The 22552-nt window shown below is 40.9% G+C and carries 18 protein-coding genes; 6 read left to right on the top strand and 12 right to left on the bottom strand.

Translation table 11 applies throughout. The features are described from left to right. Window positions 1-190: 190 nt before the first annotated feature. Together CDG62_RS07005 and CDG62_RS07000 are read left to right on the top strand one after the other, a co-directional pair. Complete coding sequence (locus tag CDG62_RS07005) at window positions 191-583, top strand: hypothetical protein (RefSeq protein WP_162904016.1); 393 nt, start codon at window positions 191-193, stop codon at window positions 581-583. A 514-nt stretch (window positions 584-1097) separates the two neighbouring features. After that, a complete protein-coding gene (locus tag CDG62_RS07000; protein ID WP_004982711.1) occupies window positions 1098-1538 on the top strand; it encodes a universal stress protein in 441 nt (146 codons plus the stop codon). 43 nt (window positions 1539-1581) lie between these two features. Here CDG62_RS07000 and CDG62_RS06995 read toward each other — a convergent pair whose 3' ends face one another. Continuing rightward, on the bottom strand, window positions 1582-1905 hold the full coding sequence (locus CDG62_RS06995; protein ID WP_087526327.1) for an MGMT family protein: 324 nt from the start codon (window positions 1903-1905) through the stop codon (window positions 1582-1584). A gap of 112 nt (window positions 1906-2017) precedes the next feature. Further along, a complete protein-coding gene (locus CDG62_RS06990; RefSeq protein WP_087526328.1) occupies window positions 2018-3517 on the bottom strand; it encodes a cation:proton antiporter in 1500 nt (499 codons plus the stop codon). Between the two features lie 226 nt (window positions 3518-3743). Here CDG62_RS06990 and CDG62_RS06985 point away from each other — a divergent pair, with 226 nt between their 5' ends. After that, entirely contained in the window at window positions 3744-4301 is a 558-nt protein-coding gene (locus CDG62_RS06985) for a hypothetical protein (protein ID WP_087526329.1), read from the top strand. Window positions 4302-4354: 53 nt separating this feature from the next. On the opposite strand, the gene CDG62_RS06980 is transcribed toward CDG62_RS06985, so the two are convergent. Continuing rightward, complete coding sequence (locus CDG62_RS06980; protein WP_087526330.1) at window positions 4355-5260, bottom strand: neutral zinc metallopeptidase; 906 nt, start codon at window positions 5258-5260, stop codon at window positions 4355-4357. A gap of 41 nt (window positions 5261-5301) precedes the next feature. Then, complete coding sequence (locus CDG62_RS06975) at window positions 5302-6228, bottom strand: DUF808 domain-containing protein (protein WP_087526331.1); 927 nt, start codon at window positions 6226-6228, stop codon at window positions 5302-5304. Between the two features lie 197 nt (window positions 6229-6425). Here CDG62_RS06975 and trpS point away from each other — a divergent pair, with 197 nt between their 5' ends. The 3 genes from trpS (at window position 6426) to CDG62_RS06960 (ending at window position 10300) form a co-directional block, all read left to right on the top strand. Further along, on the top strand, window positions 6426-7439 hold the full coding sequence (gene trpS, locus CDG62_RS06970) for a tryptophan--tRNA ligase (RefSeq protein WP_004695576.1): 1014 nt from the start codon (window positions 6426-6428) through the stop codon (window positions 7437-7439). A 458-nt stretch (window positions 7440-7897) separates the two neighbouring features. Then, complete coding sequence (locus tag CDG62_RS06965) at window positions 7898-8542, top strand: YqiJ family protein (protein ID WP_087526332.1); 645 nt, start codon at window positions 7898-7900, stop codon at window positions 8540-8542. A gap of 45 nt (window positions 8543-8587) precedes the next feature. Next, on the top strand, window positions 8588-10300 hold the full coding sequence (locus CDG62_RS06960) for a flotillin family protein (RefSeq protein WP_087526333.1): 1713 nt from the start codon (window positions 8588-8590) through the stop codon (window positions 10298-10300). Between the two features lie 298 nt (window positions 10301-10598). On the opposite strand, the gene CDG62_RS06955 is transcribed toward CDG62_RS06960, so the two are convergent. The 8 genes from CDG62_RS06955 to CDG62_RS06920 all read right to left on the bottom strand — a co-directional run bounded on the left by CDG62_RS06955 (window position 10599) and on the right by CDG62_RS06920 (window position 22540). Beyond that, window positions 10599-11030, bottom strand: coding sequence for a hypothetical protein (locus CDG62_RS06955; RefSeq protein ID WP_087526334.1), 432 nt, complete (start codon window positions 11028-11030; stop codon window positions 10599-10601). 293 nt (window positions 11031-11323) lie between these two features. Further along, window positions 11324-12214, bottom strand: coding sequence for a succinate--CoA ligase subunit alpha (sucD, locus tag CDG62_RS06950; protein ID WP_004982733.1), 891 nt, complete (start codon window positions 12212-12214; stop codon window positions 11324-11326). An 11-nt stretch (window positions 12215-12225) separates the two neighbouring features. Beyond that, window positions 12226-13392, bottom strand: a complete 1167-nt coding sequence (gene sucC / locus CDG62_RS06945; protein ID WP_087526335.1) for an ADP-forming succinate--CoA ligase subunit beta — start codon at window positions 13390-13392, stop codon at window positions 12226-12228. A 172-nt stretch (window positions 13393-13564) separates the two neighbouring features. Continuing rightward, a complete protein-coding gene (gene lpdA, locus CDG62_RS06940) occupies window positions 13565-14998 on the bottom strand; it encodes a dihydrolipoyl dehydrogenase (RefSeq protein ID WP_087526336.1) in 1434 nt (477 codons plus the stop codon). A 59-nt stretch (window positions 14999-15057) separates the two neighbouring features. After that, window positions 15058-16272 carry a 2-oxoglutarate dehydrogenase complex dihydrolipoyllysine-residue succinyltransferase gene (odhB, locus tag CDG62_RS06935; RefSeq protein ID WP_087526337.1) on the bottom strand — a complete coding sequence of 405 codons (1215 nt, stop codon included), beginning with the start codon at window positions 16270-16272 and terminating at the stop codon, window positions 15058-15060. Window positions 16273-16288: 16 nt separating this feature from the next. After that, window positions 16289-19111: a 2-oxoglutarate dehydrogenase E1 component gene (locus CDG62_RS06930; protein ID WP_087526403.1), complete on the bottom strand. Its 2823-nt coding sequence runs from the start codon at window positions 19109-19111 to the stop codon at window positions 16289-16291. A gap of 805 nt (window positions 19112-19916) precedes the next feature. Then, window positions 19917-20627, bottom strand: coding sequence for a succinate dehydrogenase iron-sulfur subunit (locus CDG62_RS06925; RefSeq protein ID WP_005400410.1), 711 nt, complete (start codon window positions 20625-20627; stop codon window positions 19917-19919). Between the two features lie 14 nt (window positions 20628-20641). Further along, window positions 20642-22540 carry an FAD-binding protein gene (locus CDG62_RS06920; RefSeq protein WP_087526338.1) on the bottom strand — a complete coding sequence of 633 codons (1899 nt, stop codon included), beginning with the start codon at window positions 22538-22540 and terminating at the stop codon, window positions 20642-20644. Window positions 22541-22552: the final 12 nt, after the last annotated feature.

The raw sequence follows: 22552 nt of genomic DNA, 5'->3' as shown, positions 1-22552 counted from the left end.
TTTCTCATATATATTAATATTTAATGGAGGTGTACTTTTTTCTGTAAGCGCTTATCTAGAAAATAAGAAAATACAGTCTTTTTTTATCATTCTAGTAATGCTACTAAGCTTAATTTATGCTTGTCTGTCATTGCTCTATAAAAATCCCAATTATTATTGGAATAATGGTCAAGTCTTTGAAGGTTACTACTTGATTAAAGAGACAAAAGTTAGAACACGGCAAATGGGGAGTATGACGGGAAGGGATAGTGTAATTGAACCATCATCTTATAACAGTCTAACATTAGAAAATAAACAAGATAAATCAATAATTCTAGTTGAATGTTCAATTTCAGAATTAAGTTGCCCATTTTATAATAAAATTGATCAAGAAGTTTATATCAAATATATTCAAAGCAATTTTTTCTCAAGAAATTATGCTTTTTACCTTAAAAACAACAATATTATTTATGATGAAAAATATTTCAATAAAAAATATAAGAAAGAGAATTATTTAAAAATATTTTTTATTATATTCTATTTAGAAGGTTGTTTTTTATTCACCTACAAATTAATTAAAAATAAAAACATATCCTTAGATTAGGTTGTTATTTGTCCACCATCTGAGTTTGATTCATTTGATTAGAATTTTTCATCAATTTCTAAATATTTTATTTTCAATGAAAGCCATTCCCCTATCTAGTGATAATTTAACCAAATCCAACTTAAGCGCTAAAATTTTCATGCTTCAGTCCATCTCAAAGATAACGAAAGTATTTTCAGTCGTTATCCCGCGACGGATGCAGAACGGTTTCACCTTATGCAGAAAACCACATATAAGCCATTCATAAACATAAGCTATTTTTTAGACACAGCCTACGTTTCCTAAACGCTACATTTACATTCAACTTTAGTGTTAAATTGATTATTATTCACGCGCTTTTATGCTAATTTAGAAGTGAAAAATTAGCATTTCATATACAAATATCCATATGAAATTACTAGGTTTTATTCTTTAAAAAATACAGCTAATATCAAGGTATGGGCTGTATTTGAACAGTGATACATTAGAACAGAAATCTGCACGTATAATCAGTTGATAATAAGGAGAAACAACCATGGCTTACCAAAACATTTTAGTCCCAGTAGACGGTTCGGAAACTTCATATGCAGCAGTTGCACAAGCTGCCGAACTTGCTAAAGCATTTGGCGGTAAAATTACAGTCGTTCAAGTGCTTGCACTTGACCCTTACATTGCTGCTGAATATATCTCTGCAACTCAAACCAATGACTTAATTGAACGTGCGCGTACTTCAGTTTTAAAAACACTTGAAGAAGCAGCGGCTAAATTTAGCGATCTGGGTATTCCTGTTGAAGCAAAACTACTGGAAGGTCAGGTGGTGCACCGTGAAATTATTAGAGAAGCTGAAACATCTAAAGCAGACCTGATTGTGATTGGCTCTCATGGCCGCACAGGTTTAAAACGTTTATTCCTAGGCAGTGTTGCACAAAGTGTTTTAGGTGAAGCGCATATTCCTGTTTTAGTTGTTCGTCAGTAATACATCGAGTGCTCTACTTCCACTGAGGTAGAGCACTTCTATTTTAAATATTCCACTGGAACTCTTTCATTTTTACTTTTCCCCCAATCACAAAAATACCTTCCGCCATAAGTAACTGTGCTTGAATATTCTGTCCCTGATCATTGAGTTTACTTAAGCTAATTTTTCCTTGGGAGTTGATTACCCGATACCAAGGCAAATTACTTTCTACATCCATATGTTTCAGCACGTAGCCGACTAAACGCGAATGTTTTGGGATACCTGCTAAGCGTGCAATTTGTCCATAACTGGCTACCCGTCCATAAGGAATTTGAGCGATCACCTGGAAAATCATCGGTGCCAGTTCTTTGACTATCGATTCTGCCATTTCAAATGTGCCCTGTTCTAATTATTCCATAATGACATCATTATTTGATTCAAATAAACCACCTCATTCATTTTCAAAGCCCCAATACAGGGCTTCTTTATTGGCCAAATCCCTAAAAGTTATCTGGACTTTCCAGACGTTTCACTTCCTGAACTCTTTCAGGGTTATGCACCGCAGCAATGCCATCATCTGCTTTAACATCAATCAATGCTTCAGGTTGATAAACAACAATGGTTTCATAACCCTGCGCATCTTCACCAATAATGTACTTGAAACCTTTACGGTTCATTTTATTACATAAGCGTTGATACCAGCCTTTAAAACCCGTCTTTTCTTCATTCGGGTTATAGTAGAACGCATTCATCACTGCAGGTAATCCTAGGCCACAGACCACGCCTGAGAGTAACACGGCAATAAAGGTATAACCAATCAGAATACTGCTATATTCGCTCAATTCAGGTACGTTGGCTACCGCTAAGATCAGTGCTAAGGAAATACCTCCACGCACTCCGCCCCATGACAAAATCGCCAAACTACCGTTATAACTCTTCTTACGGAAAGAGGGGAAAAAAGCAAAAGATAAATAGTTGGCTGCAAAACGTGAAGCATGCAAAATAATAAAAGCAACAATACCGCCAAAAATTAGACTAAAACTGAGATCTAAAATAAACAGTTCCAAACCAATTAAGGTAAATAAGAACGAGTTAATAATCCCTTCAACCGTATGCCAAAAATGATTTACTTCACGTATTTCGCGTTCTTGTAAAATTTCTTTCCATTTGTTCCCCACAATCAAACCGCCGATGACGCAAGCAATTGGTGCTGAAGCATGGGCAAACAGTGCAACTAAATACGAACCACAGGCCAAAAGTGCTGTGGTTAAAATGAGAGATTCCATTTCGTGCTTACCACGTAGCAGTCGTAAGATCCCTAAACCAAAGGCCCAACCAATAATGACTGCGACAAAAATTTCATAGAGTAAGGTCTGCAACACGCCTATGACGGTAAAGTTTTCACCCTGTAAAACATTTAAGAGCGTCATAAATAAGGCAATACACATCGCATCATTAAACAGTGATTCGCCTTCGAGCTTGACCATTAAATGATGTGGTGCACGTACAGAACTGAGTACACCTTTGATCCCAATCGGGTCCGTTGCACCCAATGCAGCCCCCAACAGCAAAAGCACCAATAAATCGACATGCTGCCCGATCAGGAACTGATAACCATAAAGTGCAACCCCAAAAAACACGGCGCACAATACCAGCGCAATACTGGCTAAAATACTGATCGGTTTCCAATGACTACGTAAATCTGAAACTTTGAACTTCAGTGCAGAAGAGGTCAAAATGAAGCAAATCACGCCATTGATTAAAAAGTCATAAAAGTCGATGTGACGAACTGCTTCTTCAATGTTGTGAATATTGATGGTTATAAACTGATTACCGCTCAGCAGGCTCGCGCCCCACTGTAAAATAAAGACAAAAATAGCAGAAACGATGGGTACGCCAATGGCTTGAGGAAAACCCAAAATACGTTTATTAAAAATAGTCGTTGCTATGGATAATGCAAAAATAACGGTAAAAACTTGTAGAAAAAAATAATTTCCCATTGAACTTCCAAATTGGGCGGTTGGGGAGACGGCGGCTTTCAATGCGGATAATAGATGGAATAAAAGTTCATTTCATACCCATTGATGCTCGAAATATTTTAATCATTTTTCACATCAACGCCCGAAAAAAATAATTTTTTTAACATTTCTTCTGATGATGAATTAACATAGGGCGTATGCATGTTTTTTATGCGTGAACTTTCCCTTTGGCCAAGTTTGATCTCCTATGCAATTCACTTTTAAAACCATCTTTCGGATGTTCTTCGCACTGATTATTTTCCTGACCACTTTTGCGTTGTTTCTCACCTGCTTTGCGAAAACCAAAGAAATTTTACAAGCTGAGCAGACTTTTGCCACTGCACAAAGTTTTAAAATGAACTCTCGCCCCGATCAAACACTGGTACTGCTCTCAAATAATAAAGCGCCCGATGATCATATTTATTTACATGTGGCCAATCAGGGTTATATCGCCAAACTCAGCTGTGATCATTATTTAACTGACATTTGTGTGGATGATTACAACGAACAACATACCCGCCAAATTCAGTCGATTGAACTACTTAAAGCGGGGCAGTTTAACTATATTCAGCAAGTCAGTTATCTCGATACACGCACACAAGATGTTAAAACATTACGTTATACGCCTGAGCAAATTCAACAGTTTTACCGTGCAGATATAAGCAACTTGAAGTATGTGGTGTTTGGGGTGCTATTATTTGCCTGTATCGCGTTATATGTGAGCATTCGTATTGCTCGAAACTTTAAGCAGTTCTTAAACCGATAGAAATGAATACTGTGAAATAAAAAAGAGGAGATGAATCACCTCTTTTTTATGGCTTAAATGGCTTGGTTAAAGGTATCGCAGCTTTCAATTTGACCCGATTTTAAACCCGTGCCGAACCATGTCATACGCTGTTGACTGGTTCCATGGGTAAAGCTATCAGGGACCACTTGTCCTGTTGCCCGCTTTTGTAAGTAATCATCACCAATCTTATGTGCCGCATCCATCGCCTCTTCAACATCACCTTGCTCTAAGAACTGAGTTCGTTGATTGTTATGATGCGCCCATACTCCTGCTAAACAGTCAGCCTGTAACTCTTGGCGTACCGATAAAGCATTGCCTTGTGCTTTTGAGCCCTGTACACGAGCCTTTTGTACCTGTTCAGAAATCCCTAAAATGGTCTGAATATGATGTCCAACCTCATGTGCCACCACATAAGCCTGAGCAAAGTCACCCGCTTGATCTTGACGCGACAACTCTGTTTGGTTTTGTTCTCCGCCAATCCCCATTTGAGTTCGCATGTCTTTAAAGAAAGTTGTATCGATATACACCTTCTGATCTGCTGGACAGTAAAACGGCCCCATTGCAGACTGTGCTGTACCACAACCCGAATTAATCACTCCTGAAAACATCACCAACTTCGGTGGAACATATTGTTGTCCCAATTGCTGTTGGAAAATCTGACTCCATGTGTCTTCAGTATCAGCCAGTACTGTACCAACAAAGTCCATCGCTTCCTGCTGATCAGGCGTTGGGTTGTCCAAACCTTGGGTTTCTGCCGATCCAGTTTGTGCGGTCACTTGTTTAGTGGCTTGGTAGGCTTGCTGCGGATCAACTCCTAGAAACTTCCATGCCACAAAGGCCACGATCAGCCCTAAAATACTGATGCCTCCCGCCTTGACACCGCCACCACCACGGCGATCCTCGACATTGCTACTGACACGACGGCCCTTCCAACGCATAGCAATCTTCCTTCTTCTAATTCATGCTTACCCGATTCAGTTTATGCCTTTTTTGAGCTCGGCCAAACTTTTTTAATCAAGCTCACGATAGCCAATACAATCAAACCAGCCACAAAACCGATCACTAAATTAATCAGGGTTGGGGTTAATGCTCCTACGATGCTGCCCACAGTTGGAATATGCTCAGCATAATCCACTGAGCCTTCCGTGAAATGATGCAATAAAGGCACGCCGTGGGAAATAATTCCACCACCCACTAAAAACATCGCGATAGTGCCTACAATGGTTAAGGTCTTCATCAGCTTTGGTGCAAAAGCCAGTAAACCACGACCAATAGTTTGCTTAAATGAAGAGGCTTGCTGAGTCAAATACAATCCTAAATCATCAATTTTGACAATCATCGCCACAAAACCATACACACCAACAGTCATTAAAATGGCAATCACAGACAACACCATGACTTTGGTTGAAAAAGTTGCTACTGCTACTGTTCCCAGTGAAATCACCACAATTTCTGCTGACAAAATAAAGTCGGTACGAATCGCACCTTTAACCTTATCTTTCTCAAAAGTTGCCATATCCGTTTCAATCGCAGCTAATTCTTGGCTGGCTTCTTCTTCAGTTTTGGCTTTTTTGTGATGCAAACTATGCAGGACTTTTTCTACTCCTTCATAACATAGAAATAAACCACCAATCATCAACAGTGGCGTGATCAGCCACGGTGCAACCACACTAATCAACAGCGCCGCAGGAACTAAAATTAATTTATTAACAAAAGAGCCTTTTGCTACAGCCCAAACTACAGGCAGTTCACGGTCAGTGCGAACCCCACTGACCTGTTGTGCATTGAGTGCTAAATCATCGCCCAAAACACCTGCCGTTTTTTTTGCAGCCATTTTACTCATAACCGCAACGTCATCTAAAATCGTGGCAATATCATCTAGTAATATTAATAAGCTACTCGCCATTTATTTTTATCCATCTTGAGAATTTTGACATTTTAATCTGTGATCTCAGCTTTTGAATATTTGTTTTTTGAAATTTAACTGATTTTATAATTTTTTCACTACAGTTTTTTTAAGACTGACATTGAAAAAGATTATGCCGTACAATGTCTGCATTCTTTGAAAATAGCATGTCGCTACGACGACTTTGGAAATAGATAATGAGTAATCAAGACAATCGTCCTGTGATTTTGACAGGCGACCGTCCAACAGGACAACTTCATTTAGGGCACTTTGTCGGATCTTTACGTTCACGTGTGGGTTTACAGGATTCACACCATCAGCATCTATTATTGGCCGATGCGCAAGCCTTTACTGACAATGCAGATAACTTCGAAAAAGTTCGCCGTAATATTCTTGAAGTTGCCACAGATTACTTAGCTGTCGGGATCGACCCAACCAAAACCACCATTTGTGTGCAGTCGAGCTTACCAGCACTGAATGAGCTCACCATGTTGTACCTTAACTTTGTGACTGTGTCTCGTTTAGAACGTAATCCAACCATCAAGTCTGAAATTCAGATGCGTGGCTTTGAACGTGATATTCCAGCGGGTTTCTTATGCTACCCCGTTGCGCAAGCAGCAGATATCACCGCATTTAAAGCAACCGTTGTACCTGTAGGTGAAGACCAAATTCCAATGATCGAACAGACCAATGAAATCGTACGTCGCTTAAACCGTCAGATTGGTCAGGAATTACTGCCTGAGTGTAAGGCTCTGCTTTCCAATATGAGCCGTTTACCCGGCTTTGATGGTAAAGCCAAAATGTCGAAATCTTTGGGCAATACCATTGTGTTGGATGCAACCGATAAAGACATTAAGAAAGCTGTTAATGCGATGTACACCGACCCGAACCACCTTCGTGTTGAAGACCCAGGTCAGGTTGAAGGTAATATCGTATTTACGTATTTAGATGCGTTTGATCCAAACAAAGAAGAAGTTGAAGAACTCAAAGCACATTACCGCCGTGGTGGTTTGGGTGATGGTACGGTGAAAAAACGTCTTGAAGGTGTATTGAAAGAGCTAATCACACCAATTCGTGAACGTCGAATGGAACTTGCAAAAGATCCAGATTACATCATGGATATTTTAAAGACTGGTACAGACAAATGTCGTGATATCACTCAACAGACTCTAGATGAAGTTAAATCGGGTTTAGGGGTGTTTCATTTCTAAACCCACCTTAAACTAATGCGCCTCTTTAAAGCCTTTCTCACCGAGAAAGGCTTTTTTAATCGTGAAACAAATACAAATAAGCCACATTCATCTCAAAAACTGACATTAAGTGTCATTTGTTAACCTAAATTTACAGTAATTAACGTGAATACTCATGAAATAAGAATGCACAACCCTTATGATGAGCACATAGCTTAGATTAACCCTGAGATATAACGTTTCTCCTTTTTACCGAAACTGTGTAACAACAGATTCGTAGTTCTACGCAATGAATACCCCAATCATTGCGTATTTTTTTGCCTAAAATTTATCGAATGATAATTAGCTGCACTCTCTTTATGTCCAACAGACTTAGACATTCTGTTTTTTGAATGCTATGCTAAAGTCCAATTTCAATACAATTCTTTTTAAAAATTTACACTTAACTGATAACAGCATAAAAATAGAGAACCTTTAGAATGTGGGAATTATTTACTCACCCATCCAATTTAATTTTTAGTATTTGCCTCAGTCTCATGTTTTTATTGGGACTGCTCGAATTGATTTTATTGGTATTAGGGGGCGGCTCACAAGGTCTGCTTGACCAATTCCTACCTGATGACCTTGGCAGTACTAAAGACGTCGACATTGCACTGGATGCCGATCAAGGTTGGCTCAATGCCCTGCTGGATTGGTTGTTTATCGGCCGTGTCCCTCTTTTAGTCTGGCTGATTATCTTCCTCACTTTATATAGCTTAAGTGGATTTATTCTACAGTCCATTTTTCAAACTTGGACGGGAAGCTATTGGAGTGCATGGATCATGGCACCACTTTGCCTCATACTTTCGATGCCTATGATTCGTTACAGCGCCATGCTGATTGCTAAAGTTTTGCCGCAAGATGAAACCACAGCAATTTACAGTGAAGAACTGATTGGACGAACGGCACTGATTATTTTAGGTGAGGCTAAAGTCAACTCTCCGGCTCAAGCACGAGTTCAAGATCAGTTTGGGCAAACGCATTATGTACTGGTTGAACCTGAAACAGATCTTTATTTTGCTCAAGGCCAAGAAGTCATTTTGACTCAAAAAACTAAGATTGGCTTTAAAGCCATTTCACTTTAATTCTTCCATTTTCTACTTATAACTTTAAATAAAATCGGAACCCTTATGCTTAGCAACAATTTCTATAACATTCTTATTCTTGCAGGGATTATCTTTGCAGCTCTGGTTATTATCGGCATTATTATTGCCCGTCTGTACCGTCGCTCTAGCAAAGAAATCTCTTTCGTACGTACTGGTTTTGGCGGCGAAAAAGTTATTTTAGGTGGCGGTGCAATTGTACTGCCTGTGTTACATGAAATTATTCCTGTCAACATGAACACACTACGTTTAGAGGTCCGCCGTGCTGATGATCAAGCGCTCATTACCCGCGACCGTATGCGCGTCGATGTCATGGCCGAGTTCTATGTCCGTGTGAAGCCACTAGCAGAATCAATTGCAGTTGCCGCACAGACTTTGGGACAAAAAACCATGTCTCCAAATGAGTTGAAGAACCTTGTAGAAGGGAAATTTGTCGATTCCTTACGTGCAGTCGCTGCTGAAATGGCAATGGAAGAGTTGCATGAAAAGCGCGTGGACTTCGTACAAAAAGTACAACAAGTGGTGTCCGAAGACTTACATAAAAATGGTCTAGAGCTTGAAACTGTGTCATTAACAGGTTTAGACCAAACAGGTTTTAAATACTTTAACCCTCAAAACGCATTCGATGCTGAAGGTTTAACCAAGCTGACAGAAACAATTGAAGACCGTCGTCGTAAACGTAATCACATCGAGCAAGACGCTGACCTAGCTATTAAGACCAAAAACTTAGAAGCAGAACAGGCTCGCCTACAAATCATTCGTGAAGAAGAATACGCCAAACTACAACAAGAGCGTGAGATTGCAATTCGCCGTGCAGAACAATTGGCTGAAATTGCCTCTCAAGAAGCTGAGAAAAAACGTGAAGCAGAAGAAGCACGTATTGCAGCTGATCGTGAAGTCGAATTAAAACGTATTGGTGCAGCACGTGATGTGGAAAGCCAAAATATTCAAAAATCACAAATTATTGAACAAGCGCAGGTTGAGCAAAAGAAAACCATCGAACTGGCGGAACAGTCACGTGCCATTGCGATTGCTGAAAAGTCGCGTGAAGAGTCTGAAGCCAAAGCCTCTGCTGACCGTGCTCGTGCTGAAGCGGTTAAAGCTGAAGAAGAAGTGATTACAGTCCGTGAAACTCAGCGTGCTGAGCGTCAAAAAGCTGTTGAATTGGTCGCGGCAAAACAAGCTGCTGAGAAAGATGCAATTGCCATTACGGTTGCAGCTGAAGCAGGTAAACAAGCCGCTGCCGATGATGCCGAAGCAGTTCGTATTGCAGCAGAAGCTCAAGCTGAACAAGCTCGCTTAAAAGCCAAAGGTGAAGCGGATGCCAAAATACTGTTGGCTCAAGCAATGGAAAAACAATACCAAGTCGACGCAGATGGTACACGTGCTGTGAATGAAGCCAACAATGTCTTATCTCCAGAGCAAGTCGAAATGCAAATTCGCCTAGCATTGTTAAAATACTTACCTGAAATCATTCGTGAAAGTGTTAAACCGATGGAAAACATTGATGACATCAAAATTCTACAGGTCAATGGTTTAGGTAGTGTCGGCTCAGCTACAACTGGAGGTGATGGTATGGAATCTTCACAAGTTGCTTTGTCTGATCAAGTGGTGAATAGTGCGTTACGCTATCGTACCCAAGCACCATTAATTGATAGCTTGATGAATGAACTCGGGATCCAAGGTGGTGACATCAATGGTTTAACCCAAAGCTTAAAACCGCAAAGCAAAGCTCAATAGTACTGATACTTATGATAAAAAACGCGACGATCTGTCGCGTTTTTTATCATCTACTTTAAGATTTAACTTTAAATAAAATACACATTTAAGCTGTTAAAATGATAGAGCTAAGAATTCACTCAGTACAGTAAGCCTATCAGATATTATAAAAACTTAAGTTATTTTAGCTTGGTAATCGATTCACCGACCATCAGAAAATATAAATAAACAATGTAAACATCCTAGCCGCGACAATTGAGTGTAAAAATTCAAAATAGTAATGGAAAAACCTTTTAATTAATAAATAGAATTAAGCTATTTAGTGCAAATGAATCCAAAAAAAACGAATCAATTGACCACGATCATAAGGAAAATTTGAAAGGTACTCATATCCAACTTTATTTTGTTTATTAACTTTAATTTCAATACCATATCCAAAAGAAACACTAAGCATATCCAAGTCAGAACTGTGAAACTCCCCTGTCCCTAATTTATGACTCAAACTATCCGAATTGTAAGCCGTGTAGTTAAATACGCGAATATACTCATTCTCATAAAAATCATTATTGATCAATGTATAATCGTTTTCCTCTTCATCATGTTGTTCAGCCAAACGCTGATAATAATGGAAAATATCATCACTCAAAGACTCAGCCAAGTAGACGTCTTCATTTTCAGCAAAAGCACTATTTAGCGCTAGCCCAAACAAGAATAAGCAGCGACAAAACAATAAATGAATCGGCTTTAACATCTGTAATACTATGTCTTCAAAAGAATTATTTTAATTATGAATATAGCATACTCCCCTATAGAAACAGTGCTCACTAAATATTTATCGGCACAGAGCAAATCTTGCTCTAATTTAACCGTTTTATCTTTTGTCCAATATAGCTTTTTCAATGCGGTTCAATATTAAATTATGCACTCTAACCCTCATATTACTTTTATACAGAGAAATGTATTAGGGCAAACCAATATGCTTTCCATAAAAAAAGCCGCATGTACAATTAAGACCTACGGCTTTTATTTTTAAAATGTAAAGGCTTAAACTAAACCTTTATCCTTTAGAAGTTGGAACATCGTTGAACCGAGTTCTGCTGGGCTACGTGTATACGCCATCCCAGCCTTTTCAAATGCAGCAAACTTTTCTTCCGCAGTCCCTTTACCACCTGAAATAATTGCTCCCGCATGCCCCATACGCTTGCCTTTCGGTGCTGTTACACCTGCAATATAACCCACAACTGGTTTAGTCACATGAGACTGAATATATTCAGCTGCTTCTTCTTCGGCCGTACCACCAATCTCACCAATCATGATAATCGCTTCAGTTTGCGGATCTTCTTGAAATAGCTTCAAACAATCAATTTGGTTCATGCCTGGGATTGGATCTCCACCAATACCAATACAGGTGGATTGTCCTAAGCCCAGTTTCGTCGTTTGAGCAACCGCCTCATAAGTCAACGTGCCTGAACGCGAGATAATACCAATTTTACCTGGTTGGTGAATATGGCCTGGCATAATCCCAATCTTACATTCACCCGGAGTAATAATACCCGGACAGTTTGGACCAATCAAACGCGTACCATTACCATTGGTTTCAAGATAACGCTTAGCTTTGAGCATATCTAAAGTTGGCACACCTTCTGTGATGACCACAATCAGTCCAACACCTGAGTCAACAGCTTCAATAATTGAATCTAATACAAACGGAGCTGGTACATAAATCACGGTCGCATCTGCACCTGTACCTGCAACTGCATCTTTCATGGTATTAAATACAGGTAAATCAAGGTGCGTTGTGCCACCTTTACCAGGCGTTACCCCACCAACGACTTTGGTTCCGTAATCTAGCGCTTGTGCTGAGTGGAATGTACCATTTTTGCCTGTAAAACCTTGTACCAATACTTTGGTGTCTTTATTAATTAATACGCTCATATTGATACTCCTTACGCTTTTACTGCAGCAACAATTTTTTCTGCGGCATCAGACAAGCCATTTGCAGAAATAAGTTTTAAACCTGATTCATCAAGTAATTTGGCACCCAATTCAGCATTGTTCCCTTCTAAACGAACAACCACAGGCACAGTTACATTTACTTCTTGAACCGCTGCAATAATTGCTTCAGCAATCATGTCACAACGTACAATTCCACCGAAGATATTAATCAATACCCCTTGTACAGAGGTATCTGCCAGAATAATTTTAAACGCTTCAATTACACGATCTTTGGTTGCACCACCACCCACGTCAAGGAAGTTTGCAGGTTGACCACCATAAAGTTTAATAATATCCATGGTCGCCATTGCAAGCCCTGCACCATTAACCATACAACCGATATTACCTTCAAGCGCAACATAGTTCAGATCAAATTCAGACGCTTTCAACTCACGTTCATTTTCTTGCGACTTATCACGTAGCGCAGCAATTTCAGGCAAACGATAAAGTGCGTTGGAGTCGATCCCTACTTTGGCATCGACACATAGAATGTCACCATTTTCACGCACAGATAGTGGGTTAATCTCAAATAAAGCAAAGTCATTTTCAATGAATGCTTGATATGCAGCAGACATCACTTTCACAAATTGATTCACTTGACCATCTTTAAGGTTCAACTTAAATGCAACTTCACGTGCTTGAAATGGCAATAAACCGACCAGAGGATCAACTTCAACTTTGATAATTTTTTCAGGAGTTTCTTCAGCAACTTTTTCAATTTCAACACCACCTTCGGTTGAAGCCATAAAGGTCACACGACGGCTTGAACGGTCAACCACTGCACCTAAATATAGTTCGCGCTTTACAGGATAAACATCTTCCGCAACAAGTACGCTGTTGACTGGTTGTCCATGGCTATCGGTTTGGTAGGTAACAAGATTGGTCCCAATGATGCTTTTTGCATATTCAGCAGCTTCTGTTGCTGACTTTACAACTTTTACGCCACCCGCCTTACCACGACCACCCGCATGTACCTGGGCTTTCATTACAGCAAATTTTCCGCCTATTTGTTCAAAGGCTTTTACTGCTTCTTCTGGGGTGGTGGCAAGTACGCCTTCTTGGACAGGCATACCATATTTTTTTAATAGCGCTTTAGCTTGATATTCATGTAAATTCATCGACTAACCTTTTTATTACTGCTTATTTACTTTTTGTTGCACCGAAGCTGTTTACTATCACAGTGAACATTTTGGATTTCTAAAACTTCTTGTCTTTATTTTTAGATGATTCTTCATGAGAAGACAACACCTGAAACAAAAAAGAGCGACCGTAGTCGCTCTTTTCGTTGTCTTATTTGCGTTTACGCTGAATTGCGTGAATCGCTCGACCATCTACTGCAAGCGCAGCTTCATGAACCACTTCTGAGAATGTTGGGTGACCGAATGTCATCAACTGTAGATCTTCAACAGAAGATACAAACTCAAGCGCAATCATACCTTGATGAACAATGTCAGACGCAGCAGGTCCAATCACGTGCATACCCAGCAAGCGATCGGTTTTTGCATCCGCAACAAACTTGACAAAACCTGCATTTTCACCAGCAGCCAATGCACGACCATTTGCAGCAAAACCGAATTGACCTGTTTTCACTTCATGGCCTTTTTCTTTCGCTTGCTCTTCTGTTAAACCTACCCACGCCGCTTCTGGGTGTGTATAGATTACAGAAATGATGGTGTCATAGTTAACTTGTGCAGCATGACCGTGAATACGTTCAACAGCCATTACGCCTTCTTCCATTGCTTTATGCGCAAGCATAGGACCACGGACTAAGTCACCAATTGCATATACACCGTCTACAGAAGTTGCACACCAATCGTTCACTTCCACTAAACCGCGCTCAGTGAGTTTGATACCTGAATCATCAGCCAATAAACCTTCAGCATACGCACGACGGCCTACACAAACGATCAATTTATCAAACGCTTGAGTTTTTTCTTCGCCACCTTGTGTATATTTAACAGTGACTTCAGAACCATTAACTTCTGTGCCAGCAACTTTAGCCCCAACACGGATATCAAGACCCTGTTTCGTCAACAGTTTTTGGTAGTCTTTCGCCAACGCTTTATCAGCCATTGGTAAGAATGCGTCCATTGCTTCAAACACAACAACTTCTGCACCTAGACGACGCCATACTGAACCAAGCTCTAGACCAATTACGCCCGCACCAATGACACCTAAACGCTTAGGTACTTCTTGGAACTCAAGTGCACCAGTAGAGTCAACAATAATGTCTTGATCAACAGGAGCTACAGGAATATTTACAGGAACAGAACCAGATGCAAGAATCACATATTTTGGTTCTAAAATTTGAGTTTCACCTTCGTGAGATACAAATTCAACTTTTTTGCCTGCAAGTAATTTACCCGTACCTTTTAACCATTCGATACCATTACCTTTAAGAAGGCCATCGACACCCATGGTTAATTGGTTGACGATTTTATCCTTACGATCCAGCATTTTAGCCAAGTCAAACTTCACATCACCTGTTGTAATACCGTGATCATCTAAATGATGAACTGTATCTTCATAGCGGTGAGAAGAATCAAGTAAAGCTTTAGAAGGAATACAACCCACGTTTAAGCAAGTACCACCTAAAGATGGCTTGCCTTTGTGAATACGTTTTTCAATACAAGCAACTTTAAAACCAAGCTGTGCTGCACGAATTGCTGCTTCATAGCCGCCTGGGCCACCGCCAATTACAACAAGATCAAATTGTTGAGACATTTTTATCTCCAAAAATGGGCTTAGAGGATTGCTCTAAGCCCATGTTTTATTCTTTAGAATTAAAGGTCAAGGATTAATTTAGCTGGTTCTTCTAACAATTCTTTGATTGTTACCAAGAAACCAACCGCTTCTTTACCATCGATTAAACGATGGTCATAAGAAAGCGCTAAATACATCATCGGTAAGATTTCTACTTGACCGTTTACAGCCATTGGACGCTCTTGGATTTTATGCATACCCAAAATCGCAGTTTGTGGTGTATTCAAAATCGGAGTCGATAACAATGAACCGAAGGTACCACCGTTGGTGATTGTGAACGTACCACCAGTCATGTCTTCGATGCCCAATTTGCCATCACGTGCTTTATAAGCAAAGTCACGGATACCATTTTCAACTTCAGCATAGTTCATGCGATCTGTATCACGAAGCACAGGTACCACTAGACCACGCTCAGAAGATACCGCTACACCGATGTCATAGTAGCCGTGGTAAACAATATCATCACCGTCAATTGAAGCATTAACTGCTGGGTAGCGTTTAAGCGCTTCAGTTGCCGCTTTAACAAAGAAAGACATAAAGCCAAGACGCGCACCGTGACGCTTCTCAAATGCGTCTTTGTATTGTGCACGCATTTCCATGATTGGCTTCATGTTCACTTCGTTAAACGTTGTCAACATTGCTGTTTCTTGAGTTGCAGCAAGTAGACGCTCAGCAACACGCTTACGAAGACGGGTCATTGGAACACGCTTCTCAACACGCTCACCCACAGCAACACTTAATGGTGCTGCAGCAGGAGCTGCTGGTTTAGTTTGGTGATTTGCAACATCTTCTTTAGTGATACGACCACCACGGCCTGTACCCGCAACATCTGCAGCTGGAATGCCAGACTCAGTCAATGCTTTACGTACAGCAGGCGCTTGATCAGCAACTTGAGCACGTTCAACGACTGGTGCAGCACCCGCTTCAGTATGAGTAACCGCTTGTTCTACTTTCGCTTCAGACTGCACTGCTTCAGTTTGTGCAGCGCCAGATACAGCACCTTCTTCAAACTGTGCAATCACTTCATTTGAAAGAACAGTGTCACCTTCACCTTTAATGATCGATGCAATTGTACCGTCAGCAGGAGCAACAACTTCTAAAACAACTTTATCTGTTTCAATATCACAGATCACTTCATCACGTGATACTGCTTCACCTGGTTGTTTGTGCCAAGTTGCGATTGTTCCATCCGCAACTGACTCAGGGAATACCGGTGCTTTAATTTCGGTTGCCATTACTAAGAATCTCCTGTTATTCAGCTACGATCGCTAAAGCGTCATTTACGAGCTGAGCTTGTTGTTTTGCATGCAAATATGGTGAACCACAAGCCGGTGCAGCAGAAGCTTCACGACCTGCATAACTGATACGTACTGGATTAGCTGACTTCATTACATCATCATATAGACGAGGAGCAATAAATAACCAAGCGCCTTGGTTCTTCGGCTCTTCTTGCGTCCAAACGATGTCTTTTACGTTTGGATATTGAGCAAGAACTTCAGCAATACGTTGTTCAGGGTATGGATACAATTGTTCAATACGAACGATTGCAGTGTTATTCAACTCTTGCTCACGACGTTTCTCAAGCAAGTCGTAGTAAACCTTACCACCACAAAGTACCAAACGGGTTACGTCTGCTTTGTTGATGTTATCGATCTCATCAATCACAGTTTGGAATGTACCAGTTGCAAGTTCATTTAAAGTTGAAGTCGCAAGTTTGTGACGAAGCAAAGATTTCGGCGACATGATGATCATTGGCTTACGAATTGGGCGAATCGCTTGACGACGTAAAGCATGGAAAATCTGTGCAGGTGTAGTCGGTGTCATCACTTGCATGTTGTCTTCAGCACATAGCTGTAAGAAACGTTCTAAACGTGCAGATGAGTGCTCTGGACCTTGACCTTCAAAACCATGTGGAAGAAGTAAAGTTAAACCACAAACACGTTCCCACTTCGTTTCACCTGAAGCGATAAACTGATCGATTACAACCTGTGCACAGTTTGCGAAGTCACCAAATTGCGCTTCCCAAATCACCAAGCTCTTAGGAAGCGTGGTTGCATAACCATACTCAAAACCTAACACCGCCATTTCAGACAATAATGAGTCATAAATCGCTGTACGTGGTTGGTTTTCTTTGATATGGCAAAGCGGAATATAAGTCGAACCATCAACTTGGTTATGCAGTTTTGCATGACGGTGTGAGAAAGTACCACGACCTACGTCTTCACCAGTCAAACGAACCAAATAGCCATCATCTAAAATAGATGCATAAGCCAAAGTTTCCGCAGCACCCCAGTTCAATGGCATTTCACCAGTTTGCATTTTTAAGCGATCATCAATCACTTTTGCAACCTGACGCTGCATTACGAAGCCTTCAGGAAGCTCACGCATTTTGCGGCCAAGTTCTTTTAAGCGATCTTCAGAACATGTGGTATCCCATACGTCTGTATAGTCATGCCCTAAGTATGGTGCCCAATCTACAAACATTTTTGTATTTGGTTCAAGAACCAATGCATTGGCAACGTGCTTACCTGCTTCTAGATCTGAACGGTAGTCTTCAACCATTTGATCCGCTTTAGCACGGTCTAATACGCTTTCTTGAACCAATTGGTCTGCATATAGCGCACGCGTTGTCGTTTTCTTGTTGATGACTTGATACATCATTGGCTGAGTTGCAGCTGGCTCGTCCGCTTCGTTGTGACCACGGCGGCGGTAACAGAACATGTCAATAACAACGTCTTTACGGAAAGTATGACGGAAGTCATGTGCCAATTGCGCAACAAACAATACTGATTCAGGATCATCACCGTTCACATGGAAAATCGGTGCTTGGATCATTTTCGCGATGTCCGTACAGTATTCTGTAGAACGCGCATCACGTGGATCAGATGTTGTGAAACCAACTTGGTTATTCACCACAATGTGAACTGTACCACCCACTGTATAGCCACGTGTTTGTGACATTTGGAAGGTTTCTTGGTTCACACCTTGACCTGCAAATGCAGCATCACCGTGAACAATTACTGGCAATACGTCATCGCCACCAATGTCTTTACGACGTACTTGACGTGCACGCACAGAACCTTCTACTACTGGTCCAACGATTTCTAAGTGCGATGGGTTAAATGCCAATGCCAAGTGAACTTCGCCACCTGGAGTCATAACATTTGAAGAGAAACCTTGGTGGTATTTAACATCACCAGAACCCTTTTTATGTAAGCTCTTACCTTCGAACTCACCAAAGAGGTCAGCAGGGTTTTTACCCATGATGTTTACAAGAAGGTTCAAACGACCACGGTGTGGCATACCAATGACCACTTCTTTACAACCTACAGAACCTGCACGCTGAATCAAAGCATCAACCATTGGAATGAAAGATTCACCACCTTCTACGCCGAAACGTTTTGCACCAACGTATTTATTACCTAGGAACTTTTCCAGGCCTTCAGCCGCAGTTAAACGCTCTAATACGTGTTTTTTCTGTTCTGCAGTGAAGTTAAATTGACCACGTGCACCTTCAAGGCGTTGTTGAATCCAACGTTTTTCTTTGGTATCAACAATGTGCATGTATTCTGCACCAATTGAAGCACAGTACGTTGCTTCCATGGCTTGAACCATTTCACCTAGAGTTGCTTCGTCTTTACCAATCAAAAGATTACCTGTATTGAATACAGTATCTAAATCAGATTGGGTTAAGCCATGTGCAGCAAGGTCAAGATCTGGCACGATTTCACGTTTTGCCAAACCTAAAGGATCAAGCTTCGCTTTTTGGTGACCGCGGTTACGGTACGCTGCGATTAGTTGTAGTACGCCAATTTGACGACGCTCATGTTCTGTACTAACAGAACTTTGTACCACTGCTTGAACACGACTTGAATTACGACCTAGTAATAAGAATTGCTCACGTACATTGCTGTGTGGTTGATCACCTTTCGGGTATTTATCGAAGTATGCACGCCAGTCAGCTTCTACTGAGTCTGGTGCAGCCAAGTACTGCTCATAAAGTTCTTCAATATACGCTGCACTATCAGCGGAAAGTTCAGTGTCAAGACGCAATGCGTCAGCAACTTCTTGCATTTGTGGACCCATTTCCTATTGCAAAAACATTTCAGGATGCTTTTTAAGCGAACCCATGATTAGTAATGTCAAATTGGTAACATGACATTAGTCCCCATAAGGCGGATGCCATGAGGCGTTATCACTACATTAGAATTACCCAATGTGACAATGAATCATAACGCCCTCAGCGGCATCATCACTCATTCATACCCGGCCAAAACCGAGCAATTTTTTTGCAAATCGACTTAGAAAAAATAAGGCAGTGCATTATTTTTTCTAAAGCGACTAACTCTTCATTTATACTCGCTCTAATGCGGCTTAAATGTTGAATTAATGTACATATTTAGCGCATATTTTTTAAATATAAACGTGTAAAAATTTTAACATACTCCCCATATTTCAATTGATTTTTTTGACACATACCTTTCATAAATTGGCGAAATACACATATCAAAATTTCATCTAATATATGGTGCTTTAAATAAAACCGAGTTTCAACGTAGACCAAAGTCTACTCCAAAAAACACATACGAAAAGAGAGCATCATCTTTCAATATGCCCTCCCCATCAACAGTATCCATCTTAACATCTTCATAACTTTTTTTGCAGACTCATACTTGCACTTATTTATGACATTTGTTTTAAATCGTCGCGCTTTTCACCAATCTGGTGCAATTCCCACAAAAGCCACCTATCACAAACAAAAATAGTGCCAACCTCACGCTTTCACTCAACTTTATTTTTTACAGCAAAAATTTAGCTATAAAATAAAAAAGCACACCCTAAAGGTGTGCTTTTTCTAACTGATAAATCAGCCTACAGATTAACCCGCTACATCTAAAAGCATGTTACGGATGTGACCGATTGCTTTAGTTGGGTTCAAACCTTTAGGACACACTGATACACAGTTCATGATGCCTTTACAACGGAATAATGAGAATGGGTCGTCTAGACGAGCCAAACGCTCTTGAGTCGCTGTATCACGAGAGTCGATGATAAAACGGTATGCATTCAACAATGCAGAAGGTCCCAAGAACTTGTCTGGGTTCCACCAGAATGATGGGCATGAAGTTGAACAACATGCACAAAGAATACATTCGTATAAACCATCTAAGTGTTCACGCTCTTCAGGAGACTGTAAACGCTCTTTTGGTGGTGCAGGTTGGTTGTTGATCAGGAATGGATGAATTTTATTGTACTGATCGTAGAACTGATTCATATCCACAACTAAATCTTTAACCACTGGCAAACCAGGTAAAGGACGAACTGTGATCACTTCTGGTAAGTCGTTTAGATTCCAAAGACACGCTAAACCATTTTTACCATTAATGTTCACACCATCCGACCCACAAATACCTTCACGGCATGAGCGACGGAATGTTAATGATTCATCCTGTACTTTCAAAGCAAGAAGTGCATCAAGCAACATACGGTGCTTATCAGTCAACTCTAACTTGAAAGTTTGCATGTACGGCGCTGCATCCTTATCAGGATCGTAGCGGTAGATATTAAATGTACGAGTACCTCTACTCATCTTACTTCTCCCAATTAGAATGTACGTGGTTTAGGTGGAATTGCAGCAACAGACAAAGGCTTATAACGTACTGGCTTGTACTCAAGACGATTATCGCTAGAGAACCATAATGTGTGCTTCATCCACTCATCATCACGACGACCATATGGGTAAGCTGGGTGATCAGGCGACTCTTCAAAGTCTACAACCGTATGCGCACCACGACACTCTTTACGAGCTGCAGCTGAAATCAATGTTGCTTTAGCCACTTCATACAAGTTTTCAACTTCTAAAGCTTCTACACGCGCAGTGTTAAAGACTTTAGATTTGTCTTTCAAGTGAATATTGCGTACACGCGGTTCAATCGCAAGAATTTGCTTCACGCCTTCTTCAAGAAGTGCAGTTGTACGGAATACACCAGCATGATCTTGTACGATGTCGCGGATTGCATCTGCAACTTCTTGAGCATTCTCACCAGTTGTTGAGTCATCCAATTTACGGATACGTGCAACAGTTTGCTCAAGCACAGTCGTAGGAAGCGGTTGGTATTCATCACCATGATGTTTAGTCACGTAGTCGATGATGTGCTCACCTGCAGCTTTACCAAATACAACCAAGTCTAATAGCGAGTTCGTACCCAAACGGTTTGCACCATGTACAGACACGCAAGAACACTCACCAATTGCATAGAAGCCTTTAACAGGTTTCGTAAAGTTACGATCGCCTGCATTAGTCGAATAGATATCGCTATCTTTGTCATAATGCGCAGCAAATGCTTGAGTTTCAGAACCTTCAGGCACAACCACTTGACCGTGGATATTCGTTGGAATACCACCCATTTGATAATGGATTGTTGGTACTACAGGAATTGGCTCTTTCGTGATGTCAACGTTCGCGAATTTCTTACCAATCTCAAATACAGATGGAAGACGTTTCATGATTGTTTCAGCACCCAAGTGCGTCATATCAAGCAAGATGTAGTCTTTCTTCGGACCACAACCACGACCTTCTTTAATTTCTTGGTCCATAGAACGTGATACGAAGTCACGCGGTGCCAAGTCTTTTAAAGTTGGTGCATAGCGTTCCATGAATGGCTCGCCTGCATCATTACGAAGGATTGCACCTTCACCACGACAACCTTCAGTCAGCAATACACCTGCGCCCGCAACACCTGTAGGGTGGAATTGCCAGAATTCCATATCTTGCAATGGAATACCTGCGCGAGCAGCCATACCAAGACCGTCACCAGTGTTGATATAAGCGTTTGTTGATGCACGATAAACACGACCTGCACCACCAGTAGCAAATAAGGTCGCTTTGGCTTGGAATACTGCAATTTTACCCGTTTCTTGGTCATACGCAGTTACACCAAGTACATCGCCTGCTTCGTTACGGATTAAATCAAGTGCAATCCATTCAACGAAGAATTGAGTACCCATTTTCACGTTGCTTTGATAAAGCGTGTGTAGAAGTGCGTGACCTGTACGGTCAGCTGCAGCACATGCACGTGGAACTGCTTTTTCACCGTAGTTTGCAGAGTGACCACCGAATGGACGTTGGTAAATCGTACCGTCTGCGTTACGGTCAAATGGCATACCTAGATGTTCAAGTTCATATACAACTTGAGGCGCTTCACGCGTCATAAACTCGATCGCGTCTTGGTCGCCTAACCAGTCAGAACCTTTAACAGTGTCGTAGAAGTGGTAGTGCCAGTTATCTTCTTGCATGTTACCAAGAGATGCACCAATACCACCCTGCGCTGCAACAGTGTGTGAACGTGTTGGGAATACTTTAGTCAGAACCGCAACTTTTAAACCAGCTTGAGCAAGTTGGTAAGACGCGCGCATACCTGAACCACCACCACCAACGATGACTGCATCGAAAGTTTCGTGTGGAATATTTGTGTAATCTTCTTTAGGGGTTATAGCGCCCATGATCTATTCCTA

Origin of the sequence: Acinetobacter sp. WCHA55, from assembly GCF_002165305.2 — a bacterium.
Lineage (GTDB): Bacteria > Pseudomonadota > Gammaproteobacteria > Pseudomonadales > Moraxellaceae > Acinetobacter.
Note: the sequence above shows the minus strand (reverse complement) of the source record. Positions and strands in the feature narration are given on the sequence as shown.

What these genes read in the sequence shown, in the direction of transcription:
- CDG62_RS07000 (WP_004982711.1), top strand. Translation starts at nt 1,098, where the DNA reads ATGGCTTACCAAAACATTTTAGTCCCAGTAGACGGTTCGGAAACTTCA.
- CDG62_RS06995 (WP_087526327.1), bottom strand. Translation starts at nt 1,905, where the DNA reads ATGGCAGAATCGATAGTCAAAGAACTGGCACCGATGATTTTCCAGGTG.
- CDG62_RS06990 (WP_087526328.1), bottom strand. Translation starts at nt 3,517, where the DNA reads ATGGGAAATTATTTTTTTCTACAAGTTTTTACCGTTATTTTTGCATTA.
- CDG62_RS06985 (WP_087526329.1), top strand. Translation starts at nt 3,744, where the DNA reads ATGCAATTCACTTTTAAAACCATCTTTCGGATGTTCTTCGCACTGATT.
- CDG62_RS06980 (WP_087526330.1), bottom strand. Translation starts at nt 5,260, where the DNA reads ATGCGTTGGAAGGGCCGTCGTGTCAGTAGCAATGTCGAGGATCGCCGT.
- CDG62_RS06975 (WP_087526331.1), bottom strand. Translation starts at nt 6,228, where the DNA reads ATGGCGAGTAGCTTATTAATATTACTAGATGATATTGCCACGATTTTA.
- trpS (WP_004695576.1), top strand. Translation starts at nt 6,426, where the DNA reads ATGAGTAATCAAGACAATCGTCCTGTGATTTTGACAGGCGACCGTCCA.
- CDG62_RS06965 (WP_087526332.1), top strand. Translation starts at nt 7,898, where the DNA reads ATGTGGGAATTATTTACTCACCCATCCAATTTAATTTTTAGTATTTGC.
- CDG62_RS06960 (WP_087526333.1), top strand. Translation starts at nt 8,588, where the DNA reads ATGCTTAGCAACAATTTCTATAACATTCTTATTCTTGCAGGGATTATC.
- CDG62_RS06955 (WP_087526334.1), bottom strand. Translation starts at nt 11,030, where the DNA reads ATGTTAAAGCCGATTCATTTATTGTTTTGTCGCTGCTTATTCTTGTTT.
- sucD (WP_004982733.1), bottom strand. Translation starts at nt 12,214, where the DNA reads ATGAGCGTATTAATTAATAAAGACACCAAAGTATTGGTACAAGGTTTT.
- sucC (WP_087526335.1), bottom strand. Translation starts at nt 13,392, where the DNA reads ATGAATTTACATGAATATCAAGCTAAAGCGCTATTAAAAAAATATGGT.
- lpdA (WP_087526336.1), bottom strand. Translation starts at nt 14,998, where the DNA reads ATGTCTCAACAATTTGATCTTGTTGTAATTGGCGGTGGCCCAGGCGGC.
- odhB (WP_087526337.1), bottom strand. Translation starts at nt 16,272, where the DNA reads ATGGCAACCGAAATTAAAGCACCGGTATTCCCTGAGTCAGTTGCGGAT.
- CDG62_RS06930 (WP_087526403.1), bottom strand. Translation starts at nt 19,111, where the DNA reads ATGCAAGAAGTTGCTGACGCATTGCGTCTTGACACTGAACTTTCCGCT.
- CDG62_RS06925 (WP_005400410.1), bottom strand. Translation starts at nt 20,627, where the DNA reads ATGAGTAGAGGTACTCGTACATTTAATATCTACCGCTACGATCCTGAT.
- CDG62_RS06920 (WP_087526338.1), bottom strand. Translation starts at nt 22,540, where the DNA reads ATGGGCGCTATAACCCCTAAAGAAGATTACACAAATATTCCACACGAA.